The sequence below is a fragment of the Spiroplasma endosymbiont of Sarcophaga variegata genome (assembly GCF_965178695.1).
GTDB lineage: Bacteria > Bacillota_I > Bacilli_A > Mycoplasmatales > Mycoplasmataceae > Spiroplasma > Spiroplasma poulsonii.
Genome location: NZ_CBCXVU010000002.1, coordinates 593,874 through 619,443, shown reverse-complemented (window position 1 = coordinate 619,443; position 25,570 = coordinate 593,874). Strand labels below are relative to the sequence as shown.

The following is a 25,570-nucleotide window of genomic DNA, read 5'->3' as shown; positions in this document are numbered from 1 at the left end:
AAATTATGAATTTTGAAGCAGCAAAAAAACGAAGTTTAGTGCTAAGAGAACAGTTGGATAAATGAAATTATGAGTACTATGTTAATGATGCCCCGAGTGTTAGTGACCAAGAATATGATCGGGCAATGCAAGAATTAATCGCAATTGAACAACAATATAGTGAATTGATTACAATTGATTCACCAACCCAACGGGTTTCGGGTCAAATTAGTGAAAAATTTAATAAATATGTCCATAATACACCAATGTTAAGTTTGGCAAATGCTTTTAATTATGATGATTTAATTCATTTTGATGAACAAATTAAAGAGTTGACGGGGTTATCAGAAGTTGAATATACGTGTGAGTTAAAAATTGATGGATTATCAATTTCACTGGTTTATGAAAATCATTTATTAATAATGGGCGCTACACGAGGTGATGGTGTGATTGGTGAAGATGTTACTGTTAATATTAAAAAAATAAAATCAGTACCACTACGAATTGATCACCCAAATTTAACTGTTCGGGGGGAAGTTTATTTGTCATTGGAAGAATTTAACAAAATTAACGATGAACGAATTAAACTTGGTGAACCAGAATTTGCTAATCCTCGTAATGCTGCTGCTGGAACATTACGTCAATTGGATTCAACAATTGTGGCAAAACGAAATTTAAATGCTTTTTTATATTATTATGTTAATGCCCTAGGCGATGAAATTCAAACTCAATATGATTCATTGCAAAGTTTAGAACAATTAAAATTTAAAACAAATCCAGAATATCGTTATTGTTCAAATATTGCTGCTGTTTGAGCATATATCCAAGAATATGAACCAAAACGTCATCAGTTAGGATATGAAATTGATGGAATTGTCATTAAAGTAAATAATTTAAGTCTATATAATCGAATTGGTTATACTGCAAAAAACCCAAAATGAGCGATTGCTTATAAATTTCCAGCAGAAGTAGTGGTTACAAAATTACTTAATATTTTTCCATCTGTTGGGCGAACAGGGCGGATTACTTATAATGCTGTGTTAGAACCAGTTCGTATTGCGGGGACAATTGTTCGTGCAGCAACCTTACATAATGCTGATTTTATTACTGAACGTGATATTCGAATTGGCGATGATGTTCAAGTTAAAAAAGCGGGTGATATAATTCCCGAGGTTATTAATTATGTTGTTGAGCGTCGTCAGCAAAAAGCGAAAAAATGACAAGAAGCAACGCACTGCCCCGAGTGTCAGTCTTTATTAGAACGAGTAACGGGGGAAGTCGATCAATATTGTATTAACTCAGTTTGCCCAAAGAAAATCACGCGGGGATTAGAACATTATTGTTCTCGTAACGCAATGAATATTGAGGGGGTTAGTGAAAAAAATATTGAACGATTATATAAAATAGGATATTTAAAGAGTTTTAGTGATTTATATCAATTATCACAATATCGTGCGGAAATTATTCAATTAGAAAACTTTGGGGAAAAATCTTTTGAAAATATGATTACTTCAATTAATAATTCAAAACAAAATTCATTAGAACGATTATTATTTGGATTAGGAATTCGTCATGTTGGCCAAAAAACAGCAAAATTATTAGCGCGACAATTTAAAACAATAGCAGAATTAGCTGCAATGAATATTGAACAATTATCAGTTATTAATGATGTTGGCCCAATTGTTGCAGCTAGTGTTGTTGATTATTTTGCTATTGTAGCAAATCAACAAGAAATTGCTTTGTTACAGCAACAAGGGATTAATATGACATATCTTGTTACTAATCAAACATTGTCACAAAAATTTGAAAATTATCGTTTTGTTATTACTGGTGTTTTATCAAAACCACGAGAATATTTTAAAGAGTTAATTGAAAGTTATGGTGGTCAAACTTCAGATAGTGTTAGTGCTAAAACAACTTATTTGTTAGCTGGTAGTGATGCAGGTAGTAAATTAGTAAAAGCACAAAAATTAAATGTTAAAATTATTAATGAGGAAGAATTTAATAATTTATTAATAAAGGAGGAATAATATGGCAAGAATTACAAAAGAGGACTTACATTTATTAGCAAATAATATCATGTTGGATTTAAAAGATGAAGAGTTAACAAATTTGAGTAAAGAGTTTGATGTTATTTTACAACAAATGGATTTAGTGCAAAAAATTGATACAACGAATGTTCATTCAATGCATTTTCCGTTTGAATTAACGGTTGATTATTTACGTGAAGACGATGCAGCCGTTGTTTCTTCTCAGGCAGAAATTTTAGCAGCAGCTCCAAAAACAATGGATGATTATATCGTAATTAATAAGGTGGTTAAATAGTATGACATATTATTCAATTAAAGAATTACATCAACTTTTGATAACTAAAAAAATTACGCCATCACAAATTGTTAAGGAAGCTTTTGCTAATTTAGCAAAGCATCAAGTTTTAAATGCAACCGTAACTGAATTAACAACAGCAGCAACAGCTTTAGCGTTAGAACTAGATCAAGTCCCCGTATCAACAAATAATTATTTATTTGCTTTACCATATTTTGCAAAAGATAATTTTGCAACAAAAGGGGTTAAAACAACAGCAAGTTCAAAAATTTTAGAAAATTTTGTACCCACTTATGAATCAACAGTAACTAATATTTTAAAACAAAATAATAGTATTTTGTTAGGGAAAAGTGCTTTAGATGAACTTGGAATGGGGGGGCATGGATTATATGCTTTAACTGGTGATGTTTTAAATCCATGAGATTTAACCCGCATTACAGGGGGGTCATCATCAGGTTCAGCAGCATTAGTTGCTGCTGGCGTGGTACCTTTTGCTTTAGGAACAGATACTGGTGATTCGGTTCGTAAACCAGCAGGTTACTGTGGAATTATTGGTTTTAAACCAACTTATGGTTTAATTTCGCGTTATGGTGTTTTTCCTTATGCGCCATCGTTAGATACCGTGGGTTATTTTACTCGTACGGTGGAAGATAGTGCCATTGTTTTTGATTATTTAGCACAAGAAGATCACCAAGATGCTACTTCATTAAAAAGTAAGGAACAAAATTATTTTAAAAATTTATCATCAGTAGTTAAAAACCAAAAATTTGCTTATTTAAAAAATGCTCATTCGGCTTTACCTGCTGAAATCAAAACACATTTTGATAGTTTATATACGCAATTAACAGCGCAAGGAATTAAGGTTACTGCAATTGATTTTCCCGAAGACTTGCTAAAGGCATTGTTACCGGTTTATATGGTAATTTCTTTTGCTGAAGCAGTAAGCAGTCATTCCATGTTGGATGGAATCAACTTTGGAACACGAGTTGATGGAGATAGTTACGAAGCAGTAATGATGAATTCACGAACAGCAGGATTTGGTCATGTTGTGAAGCGTCGTTATGTCATTGGTTCGTATGCTTTATCAAAAGAAAACCAAACGCTGTTATTCTTAAAAGCAAAACGAGTTCGCCGGTTAATTGTTGATGCTTTAACGACGGTTTTTAAGGACTATGATATTTTATTATTACCAACAGCATCAACTGTTGCTCCAAAAATTAGTGATATTAAAGATCAAATTTTAACCGAAGCAGAATTAGAAAATTATGTTGATGATTTATTGGTTTTAGGTAATTTGATGGGAAATCCTTCTTTAACATTACCGCTTGCTTTTGTTGATAATATGCCAATTGGAATTAATGTTAATGCAGCTCCTTTTGCAGACCAAAAGGTCTTTAATGCCAGTTTACTAATTGAAGAAATAATTGGCATTAAGAATAGAGTTGCTCCAGAGGGAGGAAAAAACAATGGTTAATTTTGAAGTAATAATTGGAATTGAAAATCATGTGGAATTAAAAACAAAAACAAAAATGTTTTCACCAGGACTTGTTACTTATGGTGCTAAACCCAATAGTATGGTTAACGTAATGGATGTTGGTTATCCTGGGGTAATGCCAGTGGTTAATAAAAAAGGAGTTGAATTAGCATTGCTTGCTTGTCAAGCACTTAATCTAACGATTGATCCAATTATTCAATTTGATCGAAAAAACTATTATTATCCTGATTTAGCAAAAGGATTTCAAATTACTCAACAATATTATCCAATTGGGCGCAATGGGCATTTAACAATTATTGATGAAAATGGTAAACCATTGGAAATTGCGATTGAACGTTTACACATTGAAGAAGATACGGCAAAGCAATTACATGAGGATTTTGGGACCTTATTAGACTATAATCGTGCTGGAATTGGTTTAATTGAGATTGTTACCCACCCAATGTTACGATCAGCATTTCAAGTTCGAAAGTATTTAGAAGCGCTACGAGAAATTTTAGTTTATACCCAAGTTAGTGATGCCAAAATGAACGAAGGTTCGCTTCGTTGTGATGTTAATATTTCATTACGCCCGGTTGGTATTTCAACCTTTGGAAATAAAGTGGAGTTAAAAAATTTAAATTCAATTTCTAATGTTGAAAAAGCAATTGAATATGAAATTAAACGACAAACTGAAATTTTATTAATGGGTCAAACAGTTGAACAAGAAACCCGCCGTTTTGATGAAAAAACTAAAACAACTGTTTTAATGCGGAAAAAAACAGACGCGACTGATTATAAGTATTTTTCAGAGCCAAATATTTTTCCAATTCAATTATCACCAACTTGAATTAAAACGGTCTTAGATAAGATGCCAGAACTACCAGCAGCAATTCGTCAGCGTTATTTAACGAAATTAAATTTAAAAGCGGTTGATGTTGATATTATCTTACAAGATTATGATTTAATGACTTTTTTTGAAGCAGCAATTAAGTTATCATCACAATATGAAACAATTGTTCATTATTTGATTGGTGATGTTACCGCTTATTTAAATCAAAAAAATGTAACATTAGGTGAAACAGCATTAACACCGCAAAATTTAGTAGCAATGATTGAATTAATTACTAAGAACGTAATTTCTAATAAACAAGCAAAAATAGTTTTACAACGAATTTTAACAGAGGATTATCCCCCAGCAAAAATTGTTGTTGATTTAGGGTTAAAACAAGTTAGTGATCCAGCTGAAATCAAAGCAATTATTGAACCAGTTTTTGACAGTAATTTAGCCATGTTAGAACAGTATGACCAACGGCCAGAACGTGTTGTTAAGTTCTTTATGGGAGAATTAATGAAGTTAACAAAAGGGCAAGTTGCCCCAGAAATTGGGCAACAAGTAGTTCTCGCCCTAATTACAGCAAAACAAACAAAATAAAAAAAGATGGTTATTTACCATCTTTTTCATATTCATGATCAATTTTTTGCAGTTTAACGGTTAAATCATTAATTGCACTAATTTTAGCAATAAATAATAATTCATCGTCTAACTTGATTGAATCAACATCCCCTGGTAAAATAACTCGTCCTTTGCGTTTAACATAAACAATATTGTAATCTTTATTATTAATAAAACGTAAGTCAGATAGTGATTGCCCTTCAATACTTGGGTCAGTTACTTGGATTGTTAATGATGCATAGTTTTCATCAACTGTTTGGATCTCAATTTCAATATCAAACATTGCTTTAGTTGCAGTAATGCTTCCAGCCATGGTATCAGGTTGGACAATATTAGTAATTCCTAGTGCTTTTAAAATTCGTGTATGACGAATATCTTTTGATTTTGAAATGATATTTGTAATACCAATATCTTGTAAACCAATGATTGTTAAAACACTAGCTTCAATATTACTTGCCATCGTAACGATTATTGTATCGTATTGGTCTAATCCTTGCTCAATTAAATTTGCTTTAACCGTTGAATCTAATGCAACACCATCAACTTGGTCATAACTAGCAATCATATTATTAACTTTGGCTTGATCAACATCAAAAACCATAATATGTTGTTTTCTTACAATTAATGTTTCAATAATTGAACGACCAAAGTTATTTAGTCCAATAATTGCAAAACTTTTTCTTCGTGACATTGAATTCTTCCCCCTTATTGCAATTTTAATTATACTATTTTTTTTATTATTAGCAATAATTAGTACTTGTAGTATATAATATTAATGAAAGAGGGGCGTAAAGGGTGTTTTCTCAGTTATATTTTAAAAGAAAAAACGATAGTAAGCGGCAACGTAATAATGACCCAGGAGCATCATTAGCACGTCGCCGCCATTGGTTACCTTTCTCAAAGATAGCGGGAAAATTATTTTTAGTTTATATTTTAATTGTTTTTTTAGGGGGATTGTTGTTATCAATTCCAGGTTTTGTTAATAATGTTAATCGGGTGGTTAGTGATGGATATGGAAAAGTTTTAGGAACCTATAATTTTTCATGAAATTATTTAGTAGGATTATTTACTGCTTCAAGTGCTTTTTCTGATACCGGAATTACGATTAGTAATCCGGCGGCTGATTATAGTTTTTGGGGGCAGTTAATAATTTTAATCCTAATCCAAACTGGTGGTTTTGGGATTGCAACTTTTAAAATTATGATTTTTGTGTGATTAGGACGCCGCATTTCAATTAAAGACAAAATGTTGGTGCAAGGAGAACGTGGAAGTAGTAATTTTGGTCACACTGTTGATTTAATTAAAAATAGTTTTATTTTTTTAATTATTTTAGAATGCTTTGGAGCCATTTTATTATTTTGTAACTTTTATTTTTCATCAGCATCAATTGAAGGAAAACATATGATTGATAATGTAACCCACCACAATTTTTTACGAAGTTTATGAAGTGGGATTTTTCACTCAATATCTTCTATTAATAATGCGGGATTTGATATTATTGGAAATTCATCATTAATGCCTTACAATAGCAATTATTTTATGCAATTTGTCTTTATGTTTCAGTTTGTTATTGGGGGCTTAGGTTTTCCAACTTTTTATGATTTAAAACGTAAGTTTGTAGCTTGGCGACGCAAAGAACATGCTAAATTTACTTTATTTACAAAAATTAATTTAATTACTTATGTTGGATTATCAATTGCGGGCGTTTTTAGTGTTTGATTAATTGAATTTACTAATCTTAATGCAATAGCGAGTCCAAACGGACCGTATATTGAAAGCATTTTACGAAATTCAACGTCCAATTGAAATGGGTTTATGAACATTTTCTTTAATACAATGTCAACTAGAAATGCTGGTTATTCAACAGTTGATATGAGTAAATTCCTGCCGGGGTCACGAATTGTGATGTCAGTTATGATGTTTATTGGGTCAGCGCCATCATCAACGGCGGGAGGAATTCGAACAACAACTTTGGCCATTATTATTATTACAATTTGATCTATTGTTCGAAATAATAATAGTGTCAATGTTTTTAAACGGAAAATTCCAAATGAAACCGTCAAACGAGCATTAGTTGTAACAACAATTTCCGGAGCGCTAATTATGGGAGCTATTATTTGTATTAGTGCTGAAAATCCTAATATTGATGTTTTAAATGCCTTTTTTACAATTTGTAGTGCGTTTGGGACAACGGGATTAAGTATCTTAAGTTTTCTGGAGTTATATAATTTAGGGGTTTTAAGTACGTTAGTTTTAATTTTATTAATGTTTATTGGAAAATTGGGAGTTTCATCAACATTATTAGTTTCAATTCGTGGAACTGGCGAAAAAGAGTATAGTTATGTTGAAGAAAATATTTTAATTGGTTAGTTTTTTAAAAAATAACTATTTTCACTTGTTTAAAATGATATCTTTTGTATAATATATAAGATATCGATTTGGAACAGTACTCAAGTTGGTGAAGAGGGCACCCTGCTAAGGTGTTAGGTCGGGTAACTGGCGCGAGAGTTCGAGTCTCTCCTGTTCCGCCATTAATTATTGATTTTAAACTAAAAAGAAACAAAAAAGAGTTATTATATCTATAACTCTTTTTAAATTATTGGTATAATATGCGTATTAAGATTGTGCAATAAAGGGGAAACATAATGAAAAATTGATTAAAAATTATTTTATCAATGATTTTTTTATTTGGAATGGCAATTATGGGTTTAATTGTGGTAGTTGTTATTTTTAATTTCAAGTTTTTATATATTTTTTTAGCAATTGTTATTATTGATTTAATTTTTTCATTCTTTTTCTTCTTTTCAAAGCGACGTTATGAAGTTAAATTTTCTTGAATTATTTTTATTAATTTTGTTCCCTTTATTGGCTTGTGTTCTTATGTTTTTTTTGGTCGAAAATATCACTATTCAAATAAAAAATCATTATTATATAATCATTTAAATAAATTAGAATATGATACTTATATTAAAAAAAATAAAAAGTGTTTAACTGAATATACTAGTCCGAACCAAAAATTTGGTAATGTTGTTGAATTATTAATGCATAATGCTAATAAACCAATATATCAAAATAATAAAATTGAAATTTTAACAAATGGAACCCGCGTTTTCAAATCGTTGCTAACGGATTTGCAACAAGCTCAAGAATATATTTTGTTAACTTATTTTATTGTTGCTGATGGTGAACTATTTGAATCATTTTTAGCGGTTTTAAAAGAACGCATTACGGCGGGAGTCCGTGTTTATATGATTTATGATTATGTTGGTAGTTATTTTAAAATTAGTAAAAAAAGCATTAAAAAATTAATGAAAGCAGGGGTTCGAATTCATAAGTATTTACCAATTATTACACCCTTTATTAGTGGGAATGCAAATTATCGTAATCATCGAAAAGATGTTATTATTGATGGTTTAATTGGCTATACAGGAGGAATTAATTTAGCTGATTTATATGCTGATCAATTATGAAAATTTGGAATCTTTCATGACACACAAGTCCGCATTGAAGGCGAAGCTGTTCGTGGTTTAGAAGTTATTTTTGCAGATGATTGGTATTTTGCCACAAAACGCCATGAAAAAATTACTGAATTAGAACCAAGTGTTTTGGCGATGAAAAAATATAATATTAGTGGAAAATCACATTTACAAATTGTTAATCATAGTCCTAGTGTTGATCATTCAATTACCGAAGATTTATATATTGAGTTAATTAATAAAGCACGGAAAAGAATTTGATTATCAACACCGTATTTTATTCCCCCGAATGAAGTTATTCAAGCTTTAATTTTAGCAGCTCGTGCCGGAGTAGATGTTCGTTTAACAATTCCTGGTTTAACAGATAAAATCTTTGTGTTAGACTTAACCAAAAGTTATTGTAAAGATTTAATTGCAAGTGGTGTTAAAATTTATGAAATGAATAATATGTTTAATCATAATAAAATTGCCATTTTTGATGATGAAGTTGCTGTGATTGGAACATGTAATTTAGATTATCGTAGTTTCTTTTCTGATCACCAAACAACAGCGGTTATTTATGACCCAGCAGTTGTAACAAGTTTTATTCCACGCTGAGAATGAGATTATAAGCATGCTATTTTATGACATGAATGACCAATTAAATATAAGCCATTAAGTTATCGGTTATTACTAACATGTTTAAAATTAGTTGCACCAATCTTATAAGTTGTGGAAAAATCAAGTATAATTTTTTTGTATAATTATTATTTGAGGAGGATTAACGATGTTATTTAATAAGTTAAAAAAGAAAGACGAGCAAGATACCGAACCAGAAGATAAAAAATTAAAAAAACGAAATTTATTACAAGAAGAATTATCAGAACCGGATAATTTAGAAACCAGTCTATTTGAAGATGATGAGAACGAAGGTAAGATTAAAACTGGTTTTAGTTTTAAACGACATAAAACACATAAAATCATTAAAGAACTAAATCGACAACGCATTAAATCGTTATTATTTTATACTGATACTAGTAATGTTTTGCGGCAATTAGAATTTGGTTTACAACCAGTTCAAAATATTCATTTAGCAAAAGAAAGTGAGTACATTGTTTGGACTTATTTAGAAAAACCTGATCATCTAGAATTTGAATTAGATAACTCTACACGTCATTATTTTTGAAGTTGAGTGGCAGAACAAAAAGTTGATCCATCTCAAATTGCTGTTATTGCAATTGACATTAAAAAACTCTTTGCTTTAACAAAGAAAGATTGGGAATATGATGATGTTACTCGGCGAATAAGAATTTTTGAAGATGTTAACCCGGAAGCTATTCGTTGAATTTTAATGAAAAATAATCAGTATTTAAATCGAATTCAAACTTATGTTGAAAGCAATTGTTTAAACCTTAAAATTTTCCAAGGTGAAAAAGGGAATATTTCTGATCTTTTAACAGAAAATAGAAAGAAGTAAATCATGAAGAAAAAGTTAGAGAAAATTACACCACGAGAAGTTGATTTTGCCCAGTGATATACCGATATTGTTTTAAATGCTGATTTAATTAGTTATGGGACTGTTAAAGGAACAATGATTTTTAAACCGTATGGTTATGCCATTTGAGAAAATATCCAAAAATTTTTAGATGTAGAATTTAAGCGAGTTGGTGTCAAAAACGTTTATTTTCCGTTGTTAATTCCGAAAACTCTTTTTAATAAAGAAAAAGACCACATCGAAGGTTTTTCACCTGAAATTGCAACTGTTACAAAGGTTGGTGATAAAGTTTTAGATGAAGAACTTTATATTCGACCAACATCAGAAGTTTTATTTGGAACTTTCTTTAGTAAAGAAATTCAGGGTTATCGTGATTTGCCTTTGTTATATAACCAATGAGTAAATGTTCTACGGTGAGAAAAAACAACCCGCCCTTTTTTACGAACTAGTGAATTTTTATGACAAGAAGGACATACAATTCATGCAACAAGCCAAGAAGCACGGGATTTTACTTTAAAAATTTTAGATATTTATGCTGAATTTGCACAGAAAAAATTATTATTACCAGTTATTAAAGGACAAAAAACAGCGCGTGAAAAATTTGCTGGGGCAGAAGAGACATATACAATTGAATCATTAATGTATGATGGCCAAGCCCTACAATGTGGAACTAGTCATTATTTTGGTCAAAATTTTTCAAAAGCTTTTGATATTAAATTTGCAAATCAACAAAATGAATTAGAAAATGTTTATTCAACATCATGGGGGGTTTCGACCCGTTTAATAGGGGGAATCATTATGACACATAGTGATGATAATGGTCTTGTTTTGCCACCAGCCATTGCCCCAACACAAATTATGATTTTGCCAATTAGCAATGAACAGCAACAATTACAAGCTGTTCAAAAGTTACAAGTTGAATTACAAGAATATCGTTGTGAAATTGACGAATCAGATAAAAGTTTTGGTTTTCGTGTTGCAAATGCTGAAATTAAAGGGATTCCATTGCGAATTGAGGTAGGACCTCGTGATTTAGAACAAAACCAAGTTATGATTGCTCGTCGTGATACTTTTGAAAAAATTTCAGTGCCATTAATGGCGGTAAAAGAAACTGTTGCAAAGTTATTATCTGAGATTGCAGCAAACTTATATCAAAGAGCATTAGATAATCGCCAACAACGGACACAAAAAATTACAACTTATAATGATTATTTAAAAGCATTAGCAAAGGGAAACGATTTATTTTTAGTACATTTCTGTGGACGCATTGAATGTGAAGATGTTATTAAAGCGGAAACACAAACAACATCACGTTGTATTCCTTTTGATGTAAAACCACAAAAAACAGTTTGCTTTCACTGTGGTCAAACAGCAACTAATTTAGTTTATTTTGCGCGTGCTTATTAATTTCAAGGAAACCTCTTTAATTTTTGGTAAATGCTAATTAAGGAGGTTTTTAATTTGTTTGGTGAAAATTTTCTTAATCAACCATTGGCAGTCTTTAATTCATTTCAATTTGCTCCTAACAATAAAATTAGTTTAGCATTAGATTTAACTATTCCTTTATTTAGTTTTGATAACGTTGATAATAATCAAGCCTATGCTTTTTATATTCGTCCAAATATTGCTAATATTAAACCTTGGTTTACTGAGAATGGTCGAACAACAATAGCTTATCAAGTTGATCGTAAGCAACCAAGTAATATTGCTAATATTCTTCAAAAGCATTTTTTTCAATTCAATTATAGTTTTTCAATGTTAGAAATATATTGAAATTTTAATAATAAAAAAAATTGTAAAATAACGACCCAATTACAAGCGGGGTATAGTAAAGCAGTCTTGCAAATTTCTGGAACTAAAGTTGAATATTCAAATTGAGGAAAAGTTATTGTGCCAGGACAATGTCTTGATGAAGATAAAATTAATAAAGTTAGTCTTGTTATTAGTGTTCCCAATCTAAAAAGTGATGTTTTAATAACAAAAAATTCTTATCAGGAACTTTATTTAAATTTTAACAATAAAAAATTAACTTATAACCAGACAGCCAAAACAATAGGAGTTATTCAGTATAAAAATTATGATTAAAAAAAGAAACAGTTTCAAACTTTACAAAATGTTTTTGAGCATTACTTTGAATTTATTACAACTTTACCTCGTGATGAACAAATAAGCTCGTTATTTTCTTTACGTAGTTTTAGTTCTTTTTATTCTAATTATGTATTAAATTTTCCAATTGATTTTTATAAAAAAATAACAAAGTTATGAACATTCTTTAATAATCGTTATTTGTTGATTCCAACAGTAACAACAATAATTAGTAAAGAAACAAAATATAATTTTAAATCATTAAATGGTTATTTAAAATATAATTCAGATCAAAAATTATATGAACATTTTTTTGGTGATAATACAATTTATAATCAAACTAAAAATCAAATTGAAATTGCAGTAAATGATAATTTTTCTGCTAAAAAATTTTTGGTCCATCCGTTTTTGCAACAAACAAAAGTAACTTTCATTACGCAATTAAAAGGATTTAATATTAATTTTACCCAACAGCTTATTTTCAAACCAATTATTACTAGTCCAAATGTTAACACTAATTTTATTCCAGCAGTTAATTGATTTGATAATTTAGCAATAACATATTATATTTGTACCCAGAAATTAGCAAACTATTATAATAAAGAATTTAACCAAGAATTATTTGCTCAATTTGAACTTGATTTTTTATTGATTGAAAAGATCGTTAACAATGAAAAAATTTTTTACTAGGAGAGCTATTATTATTCTTGATTTTTTATTACCAATTGTTATTTTTTTAAGTGTTATTTTTGTTTTTATTTATAAAAATGTTTTAATTAGTAATAATAAACCTAATCCTAAATTACAAGTTTTTAATAAAGAGGGTGAAGCAATATTAGAACCAAGTTTTAATAAGATATTAGATTCTAAACGCTTACGATTAAAAATTAATTATGTCTATGGTGAATATTATTTCAATAATGAACAATTTCATCATTATTTTTTAAAACGGTGAATTTCCCAAATGGTTTTATTTCAACCACCCACCAGTTATCTTAGTTTTTATTATAGTAATGAACAACTTGCTTATTCGAAATTAATTTTAATTTACCATTATTATAATGAGCAACAATTATATCAAGTTTGAAAAATAACTCTTTAGAAGGGGTTAACAGAGAGTCTATTATTTTATTGTTAAACTTGATATAATAATACAGACAAAAAGAGAAGGTGAGGGATTTTAAATGGACGTGTTAAATGAAGTTAAAAAAGTTTTAAAAGAACATGGCGTTTCAAAACAAGTTGATTTAAACACAGAATTTAAATCAATAGGGTTAGATTCATTAGATTTGATAGATTTAGTAATTAAAGCTGAAAAAAAAATTGGAATACAAATACCAGATGATAAATTAATGGATATTAAAACAGTAGCAGATTTAGTTAAAATTATTGAAGAAATTAAAAAATAAAGGAGCCGGCAAAGATGGCATTATCATATGAAAACATTGTGCAGTTATTAAAAAACAAAAATTATCGAAGTACCGAAATTAGATTGGCAGTTATTAAAATTTTAACAGAAAAACAACACTTAACTTTATCAGAAATTGTTGAGTTGTTAGAACAAGAATTTAAAAATGTTAATCTAATGTCAGTTTACAACACAATCGACCTCTTAATTAGTGAGCATGTTGTTTTTACCAATTCGTTTGATGGTAAGCAAATTTGATATGATTTAGCTGAAAATCCATCACTCCATATGGTTTGTGATATCTGTAAAAATGTTGTTCATATTAAGGATTCAAAAATTTTACAAGAAATTAAGTTAGATAACTTAAAAGAAGTGATGCAAAATACTAATTGAGAGCCAGTTCACTTTAAAATTGAAGGACATGGAATTTGTGATCAATGCCGTAACAAAAAAAATGAACATCTTAATTTTGACGAAAATTTTAATGATGACAACGAATAAAATAAAAATTACCATAAACTTTTTTTAAAGCAAGATAATTTTTTTATTTTGAAATATTAAATAATTTAGTAATGTTAAAGGAAAGCATTTATATTTTTTGTTTTGTAGTTCTTATGGTTTTTTGTGAAATTAATTACTAAAAATAAGGTCAATAATTTAATATAATAATTAAATGTTATGATCTTTTTATTACTACATAAAAATAGATAGAATGGGGATGAAAATTTATGTTGATTTTTTATAATATCAGATTTTATTGTAAAATTATTCTTTTAATTAATTTTTTACATACTAAATATCTTTTTTTCTTTAATAAAACTCGTCCACAAGCAGCGATATAATTTTTCAAAAAAAAATTAAAGCATAAGGAGGAATAGAATTTGATGAAAAAGATATTTTTTGTGATTTGAAATTTTTTCATTTTTTTGCTTTGACTTTTTTAGTATTATTTTTTATAATTTATGTTTACAACAATAATGAACGGGTTAAAGAACTATTTGAACATTGAACAGATGAAAAAAAGGTACAAAAGGTGAAAAAGGTGATAAGGGTGACAAAGGTGATGATGGTAAAAGTGGTGGTAAAGGTGATGATGACGACAAAGACAATCACGGACCTTTAATAACTAGTGAATAAATGCGAAAACGGGAAAATCATTGATTTATACACCCTGGATTTAAACCAACTGGTTATTTTTTAAAAGAGGGTATAGCCTATGAAATTACTTTAAATCGTAAAGTGACAGCGGATGAAGCTGACATCGTCAAATTGACAGTTGGTCAATGAGGCCAATATAAAAACCCAATGATTAATCAAACAGAAGATAATTTCTCAAATTATGAAATATCAAAAGACAGTAAAAAAGTTTCTTTAACAGCTGAAAATCCCGGTGTTCTTTATGTTAATGATAGTAATCAAACTAATTTAAGAGTAACAAATATAACAACACAAAACCAAAATGATATTATCAAAATTCCAACTTTTAAATTAAATAAATCTAATCAAAATAATTTTATTAATGATGTTTTAAAGACGAATTCACCTCTTGTTGAATTTGTATCTGATCATTTTATTGCAACGATGCAAACAGAAATGATACAAAATAAAGTTATTCCATTATACAAAAGAGATCGAGAAAGAATGTTTAATGAAGTTTTACAAAACTGAGACAAAGGATGGCATTTAACAAATAAAATTTGAGGTTTAGATGAAAATGATACTGGTATTAATCATAAATACCCCCAATATATTCACATTGCTAATGAAGACAAATCCGGGGGTTATGCCAATACAACTGATGGGCGATTAATGTTCCATAATGCGTCAGCCGCTGGAGAAGAATTATTTATATGAGAAGAAAGTAATTATTTAAACCCTCTATGGCATGAACTTGCTCATACATATCAAACACCAGGATATAGATTTTCAAATGTAGGAGAAACCACTAACGAAATTATTACTGTATATGTTAAACAAACTTTATGAAATGTTAAACCGAAAGTATTTAGTTTCCGAGATACTGTAAAAGAATATTTAAATAAGTCTGATGAAAAAAGAGATTTTCTTAGTTTAAAAGAAGATCATTCTTATAATACATGAACGAAGATTTCAATGTTTTGACAATTACATATGGCTTTTGGTGATAACTTTTATCCGTTATTAAACCAAAAATATCGTAAAATTAGTTGAGATTTAAATTGAAATGATGGTCTTAACTCTGATGAAGTAAAAGTTCAAGAATTCATTAAAATAACTTCACAACTAACAGGCTATAATTTAGCACAATTTTTTGTTAAGTGAGGATTACCACCAAATCAAGCAACGATTGATGAGGTTAGACAATATAAAGATTTAACACGTCCTATTTGAGATAATGTTGTTGATCCAAAAACCGAAAATAGCCCAATTGTTCAAAAAAAATTAATATATAAGGAACAAAGCAACTATAAAAAAGAAAATGAGCGATATTTAAATTTAGAGAAGAATACAGTGTTACTTAATAACAAAGGAAATATTGTTTATATTTTTTTAAATGTAAATATACTTCCTAAAAAATATTATTTTTTAACAAGTTAAATTCAACTTATTTGCAAAGTATTTATCATCTTTTTAAAACCTGTAAATCATTATTGATAATTAAAGGGACCGTTGCAAAGATACGGGTTTTAGTTAAAAACAAGATATAATCTTGTTTTTTCTTTTATATATAGAAATTATTAATATTAAAGTTATTATTTTTTAAAAATTTTAAGGAGTTGGAATTATGCAAACAAAGCAATATTTTATTTTGCGGTCGTTAGTGAAAAAATATGGTAAAGATAATGTTATTAATACTGTCAATAAGATTGCAAATGATATTGAAATTAAAAAGTAAAAGAATAAATTATTCCGCGTAATTTATTAGCGGATAATTTATTCAATAATGTTTTTTAATGGAGCAAAGCGACAATGAGCGGAGCGAGTTTGCAAATTTCAATTTTTTAATTTATTGAAAGGAGATATATTATGCCAGGTTGATTAACGACAATATTTAGTGTTGTTATTATATTAGGTATTTTTGCGTGAATTGGTTTATCAATTTATCAAAAAATTCGCCAAATTCGAGGAAAGAAAAAAGATAAAAAAGAAATTGAAAATAAGGAGGATAATAAACAATGTTAGGTATGTATTTAACAACAGCAATTAATTTTTTAGCAGTTGGTGATAAACCTACTATTTCAGATGGAATGGGTTCTATTTGAAGTGGTTTAGGGCAAGCAATGATGAAAGTTAAAGAAGCAATTTATGCTGTATTACCACAATTAATGACCTTTTTAGGTGATGCGTGAATTATTTTAATTCCATTTGGTATTTTTGTAATTATTAAGATTTTAAACTTTTTACGTGTTATGGTTAAAGGATTTTAAGAGTATATTACTCTATAAATTCAAAGTATTTTAACAAAAACTAAGGCACACTATTAGTTATATTTTTAGTAATTAAATTTAAAATATTATTATGGTTTTCTCTCTGTATAAAAATATTTATAAATTTGTTAATTTATTAAAAATTCAAATAATAAATTTAAATGTTATTATTGAAATTATTAGTAATGAAATAATTGTTTTAAAGTAGGATTTAATAAAAATAAGAATATTTTTATTAAGGGTCATATTAATAGTAGTTTTGGAATATAAATTTTTATAATATTCTTTATAAATATATCTACTTTCTTTTTAAAATTTGTAGGCAGTATGTAGTGCAAAAATATCAATTTAATTATAAATTATTAATTTTATATTTTAATAACTATTGTTAAAAATTAAATAGTATTTTTCAGTGTGCCAATTTTTATTATTTTTATATTTAACAATGTTTATTAACAATGTTTATTAAACATTAAATAAACAATATATTAGCATTATGTATAACATTGTTAATAATCAATGTTTTTATTAATAAATAAACAATATATAAACATTAAATATAACATTGTTTATTAAATAAATATTTAGTTAGGAGTTGATAAAATTGAGTAATTTTGTTAAGAAAAATCAAAATGTAGAAAATTATTTTATTCGTAAAGAGTTGATAGTTTTTGAAACAGAAAAAGCAAGTTTTATAAATTTACCTAATCATAATCGTCATATTGGTTTTTGATTGAGTAATAAATTTATTTATCCTAGTGAAAAACATTCAGAACAAGTAGCAATTGGTTTGATTTATGATAATTCTTATCCTATTGTAAAATATGATGAAAATTTAAAACGACATATTTGAAAGTATTTAACTGGAACAGAATTAATTAATTTATACAATCAATATAAACAAAATTATTTTACACAAATGAAAAAGGCTTTATTTCAAGATGAACCTAAAAAAGTAAAAACAAATAACAATAATAATTTAACAAATTGAAGTGATGAAAAAGTGCAACAATTAATCAATGATTTAGAAAGTTTAAATTAAATGAGTTTATATGATTATTGAGTTCAATTTGTTAGTTATATTATTGGTTCAAATGCTCCTGAATTTTTATATGTTATATCGTTTGTGTTATTTATCGTTTTATTTTTGGGGATGTTTTTTAAACTTATTCAAAAAAATGTGGAGTTTTTAAAAATGCAAAATGATTGAGAAAAATTAAAAGAGTTTTTTATTCATATCTTTTTGTTTATAGATAAAACAAATGTTGAAACTATTACAACTTGAAATTTAACTCAAAATGAATATTTAATTCTGATGATTGGTGTTTGAATTGTGATTTTATTTTTAACGTGGTTTTTATTGTGAATGGTTTTTAAAATAGTTGGGTATTTTAAGTAATGAAAAAGTTTATATTTTTCGTAAAAAATTATTGTTATATTAGTGGTTCAATGATTTTGTTTAGTTTAATTGATTTATTACTTTGAATAATTTCATTAAATTATACCGGTTTAGTATTTTGATTATTGTTTGCTTTGCAATGTGTTTATTTTGTCTGATGAGTTTGAAAAAACATATTTTATCAGTTAAATGCTTTTCGGTTAGTAAATTTTGTTTGAGATAATCCGTTATCAGTAATTATTGGTAAGTTAGTAAAGGGAAAAACATTACTTTTAACTTATTTATCACAAACTATGAAATTATTAACAGATAAGATTTATAGTAATTATCCGTTAGAAGATGATAAAGTTAAGGTTTTAACATTTAAAAATTTAGATTTTACAGATAGAACAAAACCGGTTCCCCCTGATGATAGTGTTATTTTATTTGATGAAAGTTATTTATATATTGATGGAACTAGTCCCCACGATGAGAAAAAAGTTCATAGTGGTAAAATTCCGTGAATTGTATTAGCAAGACATTTTGGTAATCGTGCTTTATTTACTGCTCAGCGTGAGGGTATGATTTGAAATAATATTCGACAATTAGCAAGTGGTATTATTATTCCAATTTCATTGAAAAAACCTATTGCTAAAAAAGGATTAAATTTTTTTAATCGTTTCTTTATTATGAGAATTGGTATTTTTCAAGATATTACTGATTATAAAATTTGAAAGATAAAATCAGTAGAACGAACAGCAGAAGGAAAACGAGCAAAACATAAATCTGATGTTGGGTTAGGAATTCGGTTTTTTAAAATAATTATTCCGTTAGAATTTGCACAGAAATATGATAGTAAATGATTAAAGTTTGTTCGTGATTTAAAAAATGATGAAATAGTTAATAAAAAAGAATATTATTGGTCAGAAATTACTAAATTAAGTGTTAAAGAGCGTTTAGAATTGTTTGATATTGATATTTTGAAAAAAAATTTAAAACCTAAAAAAGAAAAAGGAAGTGATAAAGATGATTAATTTATTATCAGAAAGTAATAATTGAGATAATATTTTTAGTTTTATTTTTGATGTATTTTTGTTTATTTTTGATGTAATTTGAAATACTAAATTACCAATGACAAATACAACTATTGCTTATTTTATTATCTTTTTTATGGTTGTTAAGTTATCAATTTATGCTATCCACGGAACAAGAACACAATATAATGAATTAGGTTCAACTGTTAAAAACAATACATCAAAATTGTATGCTTCAACAGCACGTGGTGTTAAAAAAGCATATAAGACTAATAAAAAGGGTCAGTGAAAGGAAACAGATTAATGATTAGATTAGTTTTATTAGTTGCTGCAATTGCTATTTTTGGTACTAGTTTTATTACGGTGATTATAAATCAATTAACATCAGCAAAAAATATCATTATGGATTTATATAACTCAGATACTTTTTTACTTTCTTTGTTTGGTAAAATGGCAATTTTGTTTAGTCATCCATTAATGTTAACAATATCAAGTTTATATATTGTTGGGTTTATTGTTTCAAAAACATTGTATAGTTAGGGGTTGAATTATAAATATGAAAAAATCATTATCTTTATTTGCCATATCTATTTTAGGTATTTTAGGTTTAATTATTCCATTTATTACTTTAACAGCATTTAAACCCTTAAATCAGCAGAATTATACTGTTAATCAACAAACAACGGGAATGAATGAAACTGATTTTATTAATACAATGTTTTTACGCAGTAGTTTTTTTGAAAACTGGTCTGAAACAAATTACTTTATTAATCCAACTCTAAAAACATCACAATCATTAACTTATAATGATAAGTGATATTTAGATTTTCTAAAAGATAGTTATTCAACGGGAATTTCATTTGATAAGCTTAGTGATAAGTTTATGGATTTATATAAAAATTGAGATACTTATTCTAAACAATATAATATTGATAAATTTTATGATGTGGATAAGAAACAATTTTTAAAAGAATTAACTAATTTTTCTTATTCTTTTGCTAAGTATTTTAATACTGTGGAAGTTATTAATAAATTAGAAAGAGGTATTGATAATTTACAATTAGTTAAAATGATTAATGAGTTTTGAATACAAATTCCTAGAACACAGGCACCTAATAAATAATTTTTAACTGCTACTAATAAATGATATTTTTATATAAATAAATATGAAAATAATTATATAACGACAAAATTTTATTTTGATAATAATTTTATTAATAATCAAAACACTTGATGACAACACTTAAAAAATGATTCAGATTTTATTTGAAACTATAATTTAGTATATCGTTGAGATGGAAACGGTGAACCAGAATTACCCGTTGTTGATAATGGTGGCAAATTAAAATGATATACTGAATATTATCAAAATGTTCGTTCTTTTTTGCTTAAATATATTGATGTTATTGTACAAGAAAATATCGGTAGTATTCATTATTCTTAGGTTTTTAATAAAATTAAGTAATTAGAAACAAATTAAGTTTCGCTTATAATTAAATGATAACAAAATTTATAAAAAATTCAACTTTTTTAAAAATATAATTTTTAGTTGAAAAAATAATTTATAAATTTTGACACACTAAAAAATACTTTTTAAAATTATTGCTAATTTTAAAAGGTTTTTATTTTTTTTTATAAAGATAAAAATTGATTTTGAAATTGATTTAAATTAAATATATTAAATTCAATTTTTTCTTTATCATTTTTATCAACTTTCTCATCATTAATTTGATTATTAAGTCTTAACATTGAACCAATTAACATATTGATAAATGTTTCTTTACAATATATTTTCGCACCCCGCCCTTTAACAGCCTTAATATAATGCGATACATCACCTTCAACATGACAACCAATATTATATTCTAATGTTTGGTTTTCAATACCTTCTTTATTATTTTTAATTAATCTAATAGCTTTATTCAAAAAATCTAATTTAGTATCACTTATAAACGATTTACTATCTTCTAAATACTGTAATAATTCTTCATATTTACCATTAAAAAAATAATCAACAGCTTTATGATATGCTTCTCTATTTTCCTTATTTTTATTTTGAAAGGGATATATTTTTTTAAATATACTTGTAAGATGAAATTTATCTAAGCTATATGATACCTTGTTATTTTTATATTTTGCTTTTACTGCTCTATAAATTTTTTTAATTTGTTTTTCACCATCACTTAATATTAATATTTTAGTATCTTCATTAATATCATAAGTATCTATTAATTTAAAAATTTTATCAATAAAATTATCAATATTAGATTTATTATTTTTATTATTATGATTTTTATTCATCATTTGGAAAACGCCTTTTTTCTTTTTCATTTTTATTTTGGTTTTTGTTGACTTTTCTTTATCAACACCAACATGCATAGTAGCAAGAAATATTTTATTTTCAATTCTTTTTTTATTTTCTCGCATTGGTTCAAAAGCTCCGTCAATTTGAATATATAAAACATTATTTGGAATTTTAATTTTATTGTTATTTTTGTTGCTTATATAGTCAACTTTTTTTAAATTGGCATTTTTAAAAATATTAGATATTGTTCTTTCGCTAATATTTACATTCTCTGTTGTATGCAAAATATCTTTATATCTTTTTCCATCGCCCATAAAAGACATATATTTATCTTTTAAATTTATTTCGATTCTTTCATATTTTTTTAAGCCTAATTCTTCATCTAAAGGATAACGATTTATATTTTCTTTTTTTTCTTCATCATATTTAACATATAATCTTCTTTTAATAGGAAAATCTCCATATTCTGTTTTAATTGTTTTTGGCAATTTTGATATCACCTTATATCCTTGTAATATTTGTTCTTGTTGATATAATTTAAATATCTCATTATCTCTATTAATAAATAAATTTTTAACTTCATTGTTTGTTTCTATTATTTTATTTTCCTTATAATTTCCTAATAAATTTTGTTTTAATTCCATTTTATAATTTCCTTTCTGAATTAAAAAAATATTTTAAATTATGATACTTAATTGATACTTAATACTTCATATAATCTTATCAAAAAAGGAGGCTAATTGAAAATGCAAGATTTTACAAAAATTAATAACAAAAAACGAATTACTAGTTATGAACATTTAAATAAAAAGTATGATTTAAATTTTAGTGACTATAATTTTGGTTTTGATTGAGAAGTATTTAAAGATTTTGTTGGTGATAGTTATGCCCGATATTTTACTTCGCCAACTTTTTTTAAGTTTGTTTCAGCGGGGCGTGGTACTAATAAAACATGAAATCATTTAGCCGAAAAATTATTTTTTGCTTGTAATTTTGCCGATGCTTCATCTAATATTTTACGAAGATATTCCAACACCCACGAAGATACTACTTTCGGCGATACAATTAATGTTTGTAATTATCTATACGATAAATATGGGATTGATATAGGACCTGACAATGAAAATGGCATTGTTTGACCTAAAAATGTTAAAGAAGGTGGTGAGATTGTTTTTCCTAGTGGTGTTCGTATTGCTTTTGCTGGCTATGCTAATGGTAATAAAATTATGGGTAAAGTTGGTAAAGGTAGTGGTATTATATCGGCGTGAACAGATGAAATGATACATGCCGAAGAAAAAGAAATTTTAACTGATAAAGAACTAGATAAAAGATATAATAATTTAAGAGTTTCAATGTTTCGTTCAAAAAGTTTAAAAGTATCTTATGAAAAATACACGGATGAAAATGATAATGAACAATATAATTTAGATAATCCTATTCCAGTAAAAGAATTATCTTGGATATTTCAAGAATGAGACAACATAGCAAAACAATACATAACAGTAACAACATATTTTCATAAAACATATTCTAATCAATTTACTTTTAATCCTTTTGATAAATACCATGTCTTTTATGAAAAATTTGTAACCCCATATTTACCCTTAAATGAAAGAATTAAAAATATTTTAAAAGAACACAATCAAGTATATTCAGAAAACAAACAAGCATTTAATGGTTTGGGTATTTTTAATTTACGATTAACAATGGGTGCTGTTTGAAATAAAATACCTAATATTACTAAAAAACTTGTTTTAACAAACAAACAAGAACGACCTGATTTATTTGAACTTGAATACTACGGTTTTGAATATAACGATAATGACCCCAGTATTTATGTTTTACGAAATTATCGTAAATATATTAAAGAATATAATTTACAAGATTTTTATAATTCCAATACAAAACAGTATCAATTTGATAGTTATTCAATTGGTGTTGATTATGCTAACGGTAGTGAAGACCATACGGTATTTTTATTTAGTGGATATAAAATTAATGAAAATAATGAATATGATAAATATTTAATTGAAGAAAATGTTGTTACACCAAAAAACGCAATGAATTTAAATGAAATAGTTGAACATTACGGACAATGAATAATTAATACATTTGATAAATTTGATGATTTTGAATATGCTACATTTCATTATGATATTAATGCCCACGACTTTATGCAAAAATTACAAGAAGATATTTATCCTTATTTGGGTTATAAAATTAAAATGTTTAAAGCCAAAAAACATCAGACATCCCTTAATAAAGAAGCAGGTATAATAAATCGTGTAACATGAATAAGAAAAATGTTTGTTCAAGGCAAAATATATGGCACATTAGATAACTTTTCATTTTTAGATAAATGCATTAGTGAACTAAGATTTAGTGACACCAAAACAAACACACCCGATAGTAAAATGTATCATGACCCATATGATGCTTTGTTTTATGGTTCTTATCCATATCGTTTTAAAATGGGAATATAAAAAAGGTTTTTAAAACCTTCTAACATTTATAAATTTTATTTACTTTTTATTTATTAAATAATTGATATTTAATGACTTTTCTAAACTAGGTGATTTTTCTTGTATTTCATTACCATCATCATTTTTCAATAGTTCAGGATGACAATTTTTATAACTTAATTTAAGATGTTTTCTAACTGTATTAAAATCTAACACCTCAACTTCAATTTCATCACCAATATCAAAAAAATCTTTAATATCTTTAACAAAGTAATCTGAAACTTCACTAATATGGATTAAACCATCAGCCTTTTCTGCTCTACAAAAAGCACCATAAGGTGTAACGTTTGTTATTTTAACATTAATTTTATTTCCTTTTTTATACATAAATTAAATATATTTCCTTTCTTTAAATAATTTAATTATATCATTAAGACTATAAAAAATCATTTGCAGGAATTGGGCGAGCGGTTGATTTTCTTAAATTTTTGTGATAAAATGACTTACAAGTTAAAAAAGATTTTGAGGTTCTTTCAAACAAATTTGGGAACCTTTATAAAATTCTTCGCTTAACGCTTAGAATTTTTCCCAAGTATTTTGAAAAGCGCGGCAAAAGTTTTTTTAAACTTTAAGTAATTTTTCGCAAAACTTATGGAAATCACCGCGAGCCCAGATTGACCCTTTCCATATAATATAAATTAAATAATTTCCTTTTAAATTCTTAAATAGCCCTTGTATATATATATATATATATATATAATTGTGATTGTAAAAAGATTTAGCGAAAGGAATTATTATATAATGAAAAAGATATTAAGTCTTTTAGGAACAATCACTTTAATAGGAACAAGTACAACAAGTTTAGTTGCTTGTAATACATCACAATATACAGAACAACAATTAAAAGAACTAAAAGAAAAACATAAAATATATACTGAAAACAAAGAAATTAAAGACAATTTAGAATGAATAGCACCACAAGATAAACCATTTAGTAAAGTAGATAATAAGTATTATTTTGTTGTGTGGCATATAAAGAATAATGATGATTGAAGAATTATTAAATTTAAAAATAACATAGCTATAGGTTATTATCAAAAGATAATTTTAGATAAATATAATACTTATGATCTTAAAATAACAGAAAAAAATTTACTTGCTGATGAAAATCGTTTTGCGCATCATTTTTGATGAGATAGTGATGATGGAAGTCATATTAAAGCGGTTTATCGTTGAAATAATGATAGCGAACCAAATACAGATGTTGAAGATAAATTAAAAAGTTATTTAGATTTATAAATCTAAAT

General features: G+C 26.8%; 27 protein-coding genes, 1 tRNA gene and 1 pseudogene. 26 read left to right on the top strand and 3 right to left on the bottom strand.

The window, feature by feature from the left end; translation table 4 throughout:
- Window positions 1-5: 5 nt before the first annotated feature.
- The 4 genes from ligA to gatB are packed head-to-tail and all read left to right on the top strand — an operon-like array spanning window position 6 to window position 5,213.
- Entirely contained in the window at window positions 6-2,009 is a 2,004-nt protein-coding gene (gene ligA, locus ACOBME_RS04995; protein ID WP_338964436.1) for an NAD-dependent DNA ligase LigA, read from the top strand.
- Window position 2,010: 1 nt separating this feature from the next.
- On the top strand, window positions 2,011-2,304 hold the full coding sequence (gene gatC, locus ACOBME_RS04990) for an Asp-tRNA(Asn)/Glu-tRNA(Gln) amidotransferase subunit GatC (protein WP_338964433.1): 294 nt from the start codon (window positions 2,011-2,013) through the stop codon (window positions 2,302-2,304).
- Window position 2,305: 1 nt separating this feature from the next.
- Window positions 2,306-3,778: an amidase family protein gene (locus ACOBME_RS04985; protein WP_338964430.1), complete on the top strand. Its 1,473-nt coding sequence runs from the start codon at window positions 2,306-2,308 to the stop codon at window positions 3,776-3,778.
- Complete coding sequence (gatB, locus tag ACOBME_RS04980) at window positions 3,771-5,213, top strand: Asp-tRNA(Asn)/Glu-tRNA(Gln) amidotransferase subunit GatB (RefSeq protein ID WP_338964427.1); 1,443 nt, start codon at window positions 3,771-3,773, stop codon at window positions 5,211-5,213. The genes ACOBME_RS04985 and gatB overlap by 8 nt, the downstream gene beginning before the upstream one ends.
- A 10-nt stretch (window positions 5,214-5,223) precedes the next feature.
- Here gatB and ACOBME_RS04975 read toward each other — a convergent pair whose 3' ends face one another.
- A complete protein-coding gene (locus tag ACOBME_RS04975) occupies window positions 5,224-5,925 on the bottom strand; it encodes a potassium channel family protein (protein WP_338964424.1) in 702 nt (233 codons plus the stop codon).
- Window positions 5,926-6,029: 104 nt separating this feature from the next.
- Here ACOBME_RS04975 and ACOBME_RS04970 point away from each other — a divergent pair, with 104 nt between their 5' ends.
- The 20 genes and pseudogenes from ACOBME_RS04970 to ACOBME_RS04875 all read left to right on the top strand — a co-directional run.
- Window positions 6,030-7,604, top strand: a complete 1,575-nt coding sequence (locus ACOBME_RS04970; RefSeq protein ID WP_338964421.1) for a TrkH family potassium uptake protein — start codon at window positions 6,030-6,032, stop codon at window positions 7,602-7,604.
- Between the two features lie 70 nt (window positions 7,605-7,674).
- Window positions 7,675-7,765, top strand: a tRNA-Ser gene (locus tag ACOBME_RS04965).
- A 114-nt stretch (window positions 7,766-7,879) separates the two neighbouring features.
- The gene (gene cls, locus ACOBME_RS04960) at window positions 7,880-9,418 is read left to right on the top strand and encodes a cardiolipin synthase (RefSeq protein WP_338964418.1); all 1,539 of its coding nucleotides are present in this window, start codon (window positions 7,880-7,882) and stop codon (window positions 9,416-9,418) included.
- A 58-nt stretch (window positions 9,419-9,476) separates the two neighbouring features.
- Window positions 9,477-10,166 (top strand): acetyltransferase, encoded by a 690-nt coding sequence (locus ACOBME_RS04955; protein ID WP_419334487.1) that lies wholly within the window; start codon window positions 9,477-9,479, stop codon window positions 10,164-10,166.
- 3 nt (window positions 10,167-10,169) lie between these two features.
- Window positions 10,170-11,591: a proline--tRNA ligase gene (gene proS, locus ACOBME_RS04950; RefSeq protein WP_338964412.1), complete on the top strand. Its 1,422-nt coding sequence runs from the start codon at window positions 10,170-10,172 to the stop codon at window positions 11,589-11,591.
- Window positions 11,592-11,645: 54 nt separating this feature from the next.
- Window positions 11,646-12,269, top strand: coding sequence for a hypothetical protein (locus ACOBME_RS04945; RefSeq protein WP_338964409.1), 624 nt, complete (start codon window positions 11,646-11,648; stop codon window positions 12,267-12,269).
- Between the two features lie 204 nt (window positions 12,270-12,473).
- Entirely contained in the window at window positions 12,474-12,959 is a 486-nt protein-coding gene (locus ACOBME_RS04940; RefSeq protein WP_338964406.1) for a hypothetical protein, read from the top strand.
- Window positions 12,940-13,371, top strand: a complete 432-nt coding sequence (locus ACOBME_RS04935) for a hypothetical protein (protein ID WP_338964403.1) — start codon at window positions 12,940-12,942, stop codon at window positions 13,369-13,371. Before ACOBME_RS04940 ends, ACOBME_RS04935 begins: the two co-directional genes overlap by 20 nt.
- An 82-nt stretch (window positions 13,372-13,453) precedes the next feature.
- The gene (locus tag ACOBME_RS04930; protein WP_338964400.1) at window positions 13,454-13,678 is read left to right on the top strand and encodes an acyl carrier protein; all 225 of its coding nucleotides are present in this window, start codon (window positions 13,454-13,456) and stop codon (window positions 13,676-13,678) included.
- 14 nt (window positions 13,679-13,692) lie between these two features.
- Window positions 13,693-14,178: a Fur family transcriptional regulator gene (locus tag ACOBME_RS04925; protein WP_338964398.1), complete on the top strand. Its 486-nt coding sequence runs from the start codon at window positions 13,693-13,695 to the stop codon at window positions 14,176-14,178.
- Between the two features lie 504 nt (window positions 14,179-14,682).
- Complete coding sequence (locus tag ACOBME_RS04920; RefSeq protein ID WP_338964395.1) at window positions 14,683-14,814, top strand: hypothetical protein; 132 nt, start codon at window positions 14,683-14,685, stop codon at window positions 14,812-14,814.
- The gene (locus tag ACOBME_RS04915) at window positions 14,815-16,254 is read left to right on the top strand and encodes a M60 family metallopeptidase (protein WP_338964392.1); all 1,440 of its coding nucleotides are present in this window, start codon (window positions 14,815-14,817) and stop codon (window positions 16,252-16,254) included.
- 429 nt (window positions 16,255-16,683) lie between these two features.
- Window positions 16,684-16,839 (top strand): hypothetical protein, encoded by a 156-nt coding sequence (locus ACOBME_RS04910; protein WP_419334482.1) that lies wholly within the window; start codon window positions 16,684-16,686, stop codon window positions 16,837-16,839.
- Window positions 16,833-17,084: a hypothetical protein gene (locus ACOBME_RS04905; protein ID WP_338964387.1), complete on the top strand. Its 252-nt coding sequence runs from the start codon at window positions 16,833-16,835 to the stop codon at window positions 17,082-17,084. The genes ACOBME_RS04910 and ACOBME_RS04905 overlap by 7 nt, the downstream gene beginning before the upstream one ends.
- 604 nt (window positions 17,085-17,688) lie before the next feature.
- On the top strand, window positions 17,689-18,126 hold the full coding sequence (locus ACOBME_RS04900) for a DUF3627 domain-containing protein (RefSeq protein ID WP_338964384.1): 438 nt from the start codon (window positions 17,689-17,691) through the stop codon (window positions 18,124-18,126).
- A gap of 153 nt (window positions 18,127-18,279) precedes the next feature.
- Entirely contained in the window at window positions 18,280-18,483 is a 204-nt protein-coding gene (locus tag ACOBME_RS04895; RefSeq protein WP_338964381.1) for a DUF2649 family protein, read from the top strand.
- A complete protein-coding gene (locus tag ACOBME_RS04890) occupies window positions 18,483-19,496 on the top strand; it encodes a hypothetical protein (RefSeq protein WP_419334479.1) in 1,014 nt (337 codons plus the stop codon). Before ACOBME_RS04895 ends, ACOBME_RS04890 begins: the two co-directional genes overlap by 1 nt.
- Entirely contained in the window at window positions 19,489-19,800 is a 312-nt protein-coding gene (locus ACOBME_RS04885) for a hypothetical protein (protein ID WP_419334477.1), read from the top strand. The genes ACOBME_RS04890 and ACOBME_RS04885 overlap by 8 nt, the downstream gene beginning before the upstream one ends.
- Window positions 19,800-20,036, top strand: a complete 237-nt coding sequence (locus ACOBME_RS04880; RefSeq protein WP_338963583.1) for a hypothetical protein — start codon at window positions 19,800-19,802, stop codon at window positions 20,034-20,036. Before ACOBME_RS04885 ends, ACOBME_RS04880 begins: the two co-directional genes overlap by 1 nt.
- A gap of 16 nt (window positions 20,037-20,052) precedes the next feature.
- Window positions 20,053-20,919 (top strand): annotated as a pseudogene (locus ACOBME_RS04875) (spiroplasma phage ORF1-like family protein); the annotation flags it as partial.
- A 209-nt stretch (window positions 20,920-21,128) separates the two neighbouring features.
- On the opposite strand, the gene ACOBME_RS04870 reads toward ACOBME_RS04875, so the two are convergent.
- Window positions 21,129-22,445 (bottom strand): Mbov_0401 family ICE element transposase-like protein, encoded by a 1,317-nt coding sequence (locus ACOBME_RS04870; RefSeq protein WP_338966382.1) that lies wholly within the window; start codon window positions 22,443-22,445, stop codon window positions 21,129-21,131.
- A gap of 102 nt (window positions 22,446-22,547) precedes the next feature.
- On the opposite strand from ACOBME_RS04870, the gene ACOBME_RS04865 reads away from it, so the two are divergent.
- Window positions 22,548-24,284, top strand: coding sequence for a hypothetical protein (locus ACOBME_RS04865; RefSeq protein WP_338966379.1), 1,737 nt, complete (start codon window positions 22,548-22,550; stop codon window positions 24,282-24,284).
- A gap of 39 nt (window positions 24,285-24,323) precedes the next feature.
- Here ACOBME_RS04865 and ACOBME_RS04860 read toward each other — a convergent pair whose 3' ends face one another.
- The gene (locus ACOBME_RS04860) at window positions 24,324-24,650 is read right to left on the bottom strand and encodes a S1 RNA-binding domain-containing protein (protein WP_127093498.1); all 327 of its coding nucleotides are present in this window, start codon (window positions 24,648-24,650) and stop codon (window positions 24,324-24,326) included.
- A gap of 414 nt (window positions 24,651-25,064) precedes the next feature.
- On the opposite strand from ACOBME_RS04860, the gene ACOBME_RS04855 reads away from it, so the two are divergent.
- Window positions 25,065-25,562, top strand: coding sequence for a lipoprotein (locus ACOBME_RS04855; RefSeq protein WP_419334472.1), 498 nt, complete (start codon window positions 25,065-25,067; stop codon window positions 25,560-25,562).
- Window positions 25,563-25,570: the final 8 nt, after the last annotated feature.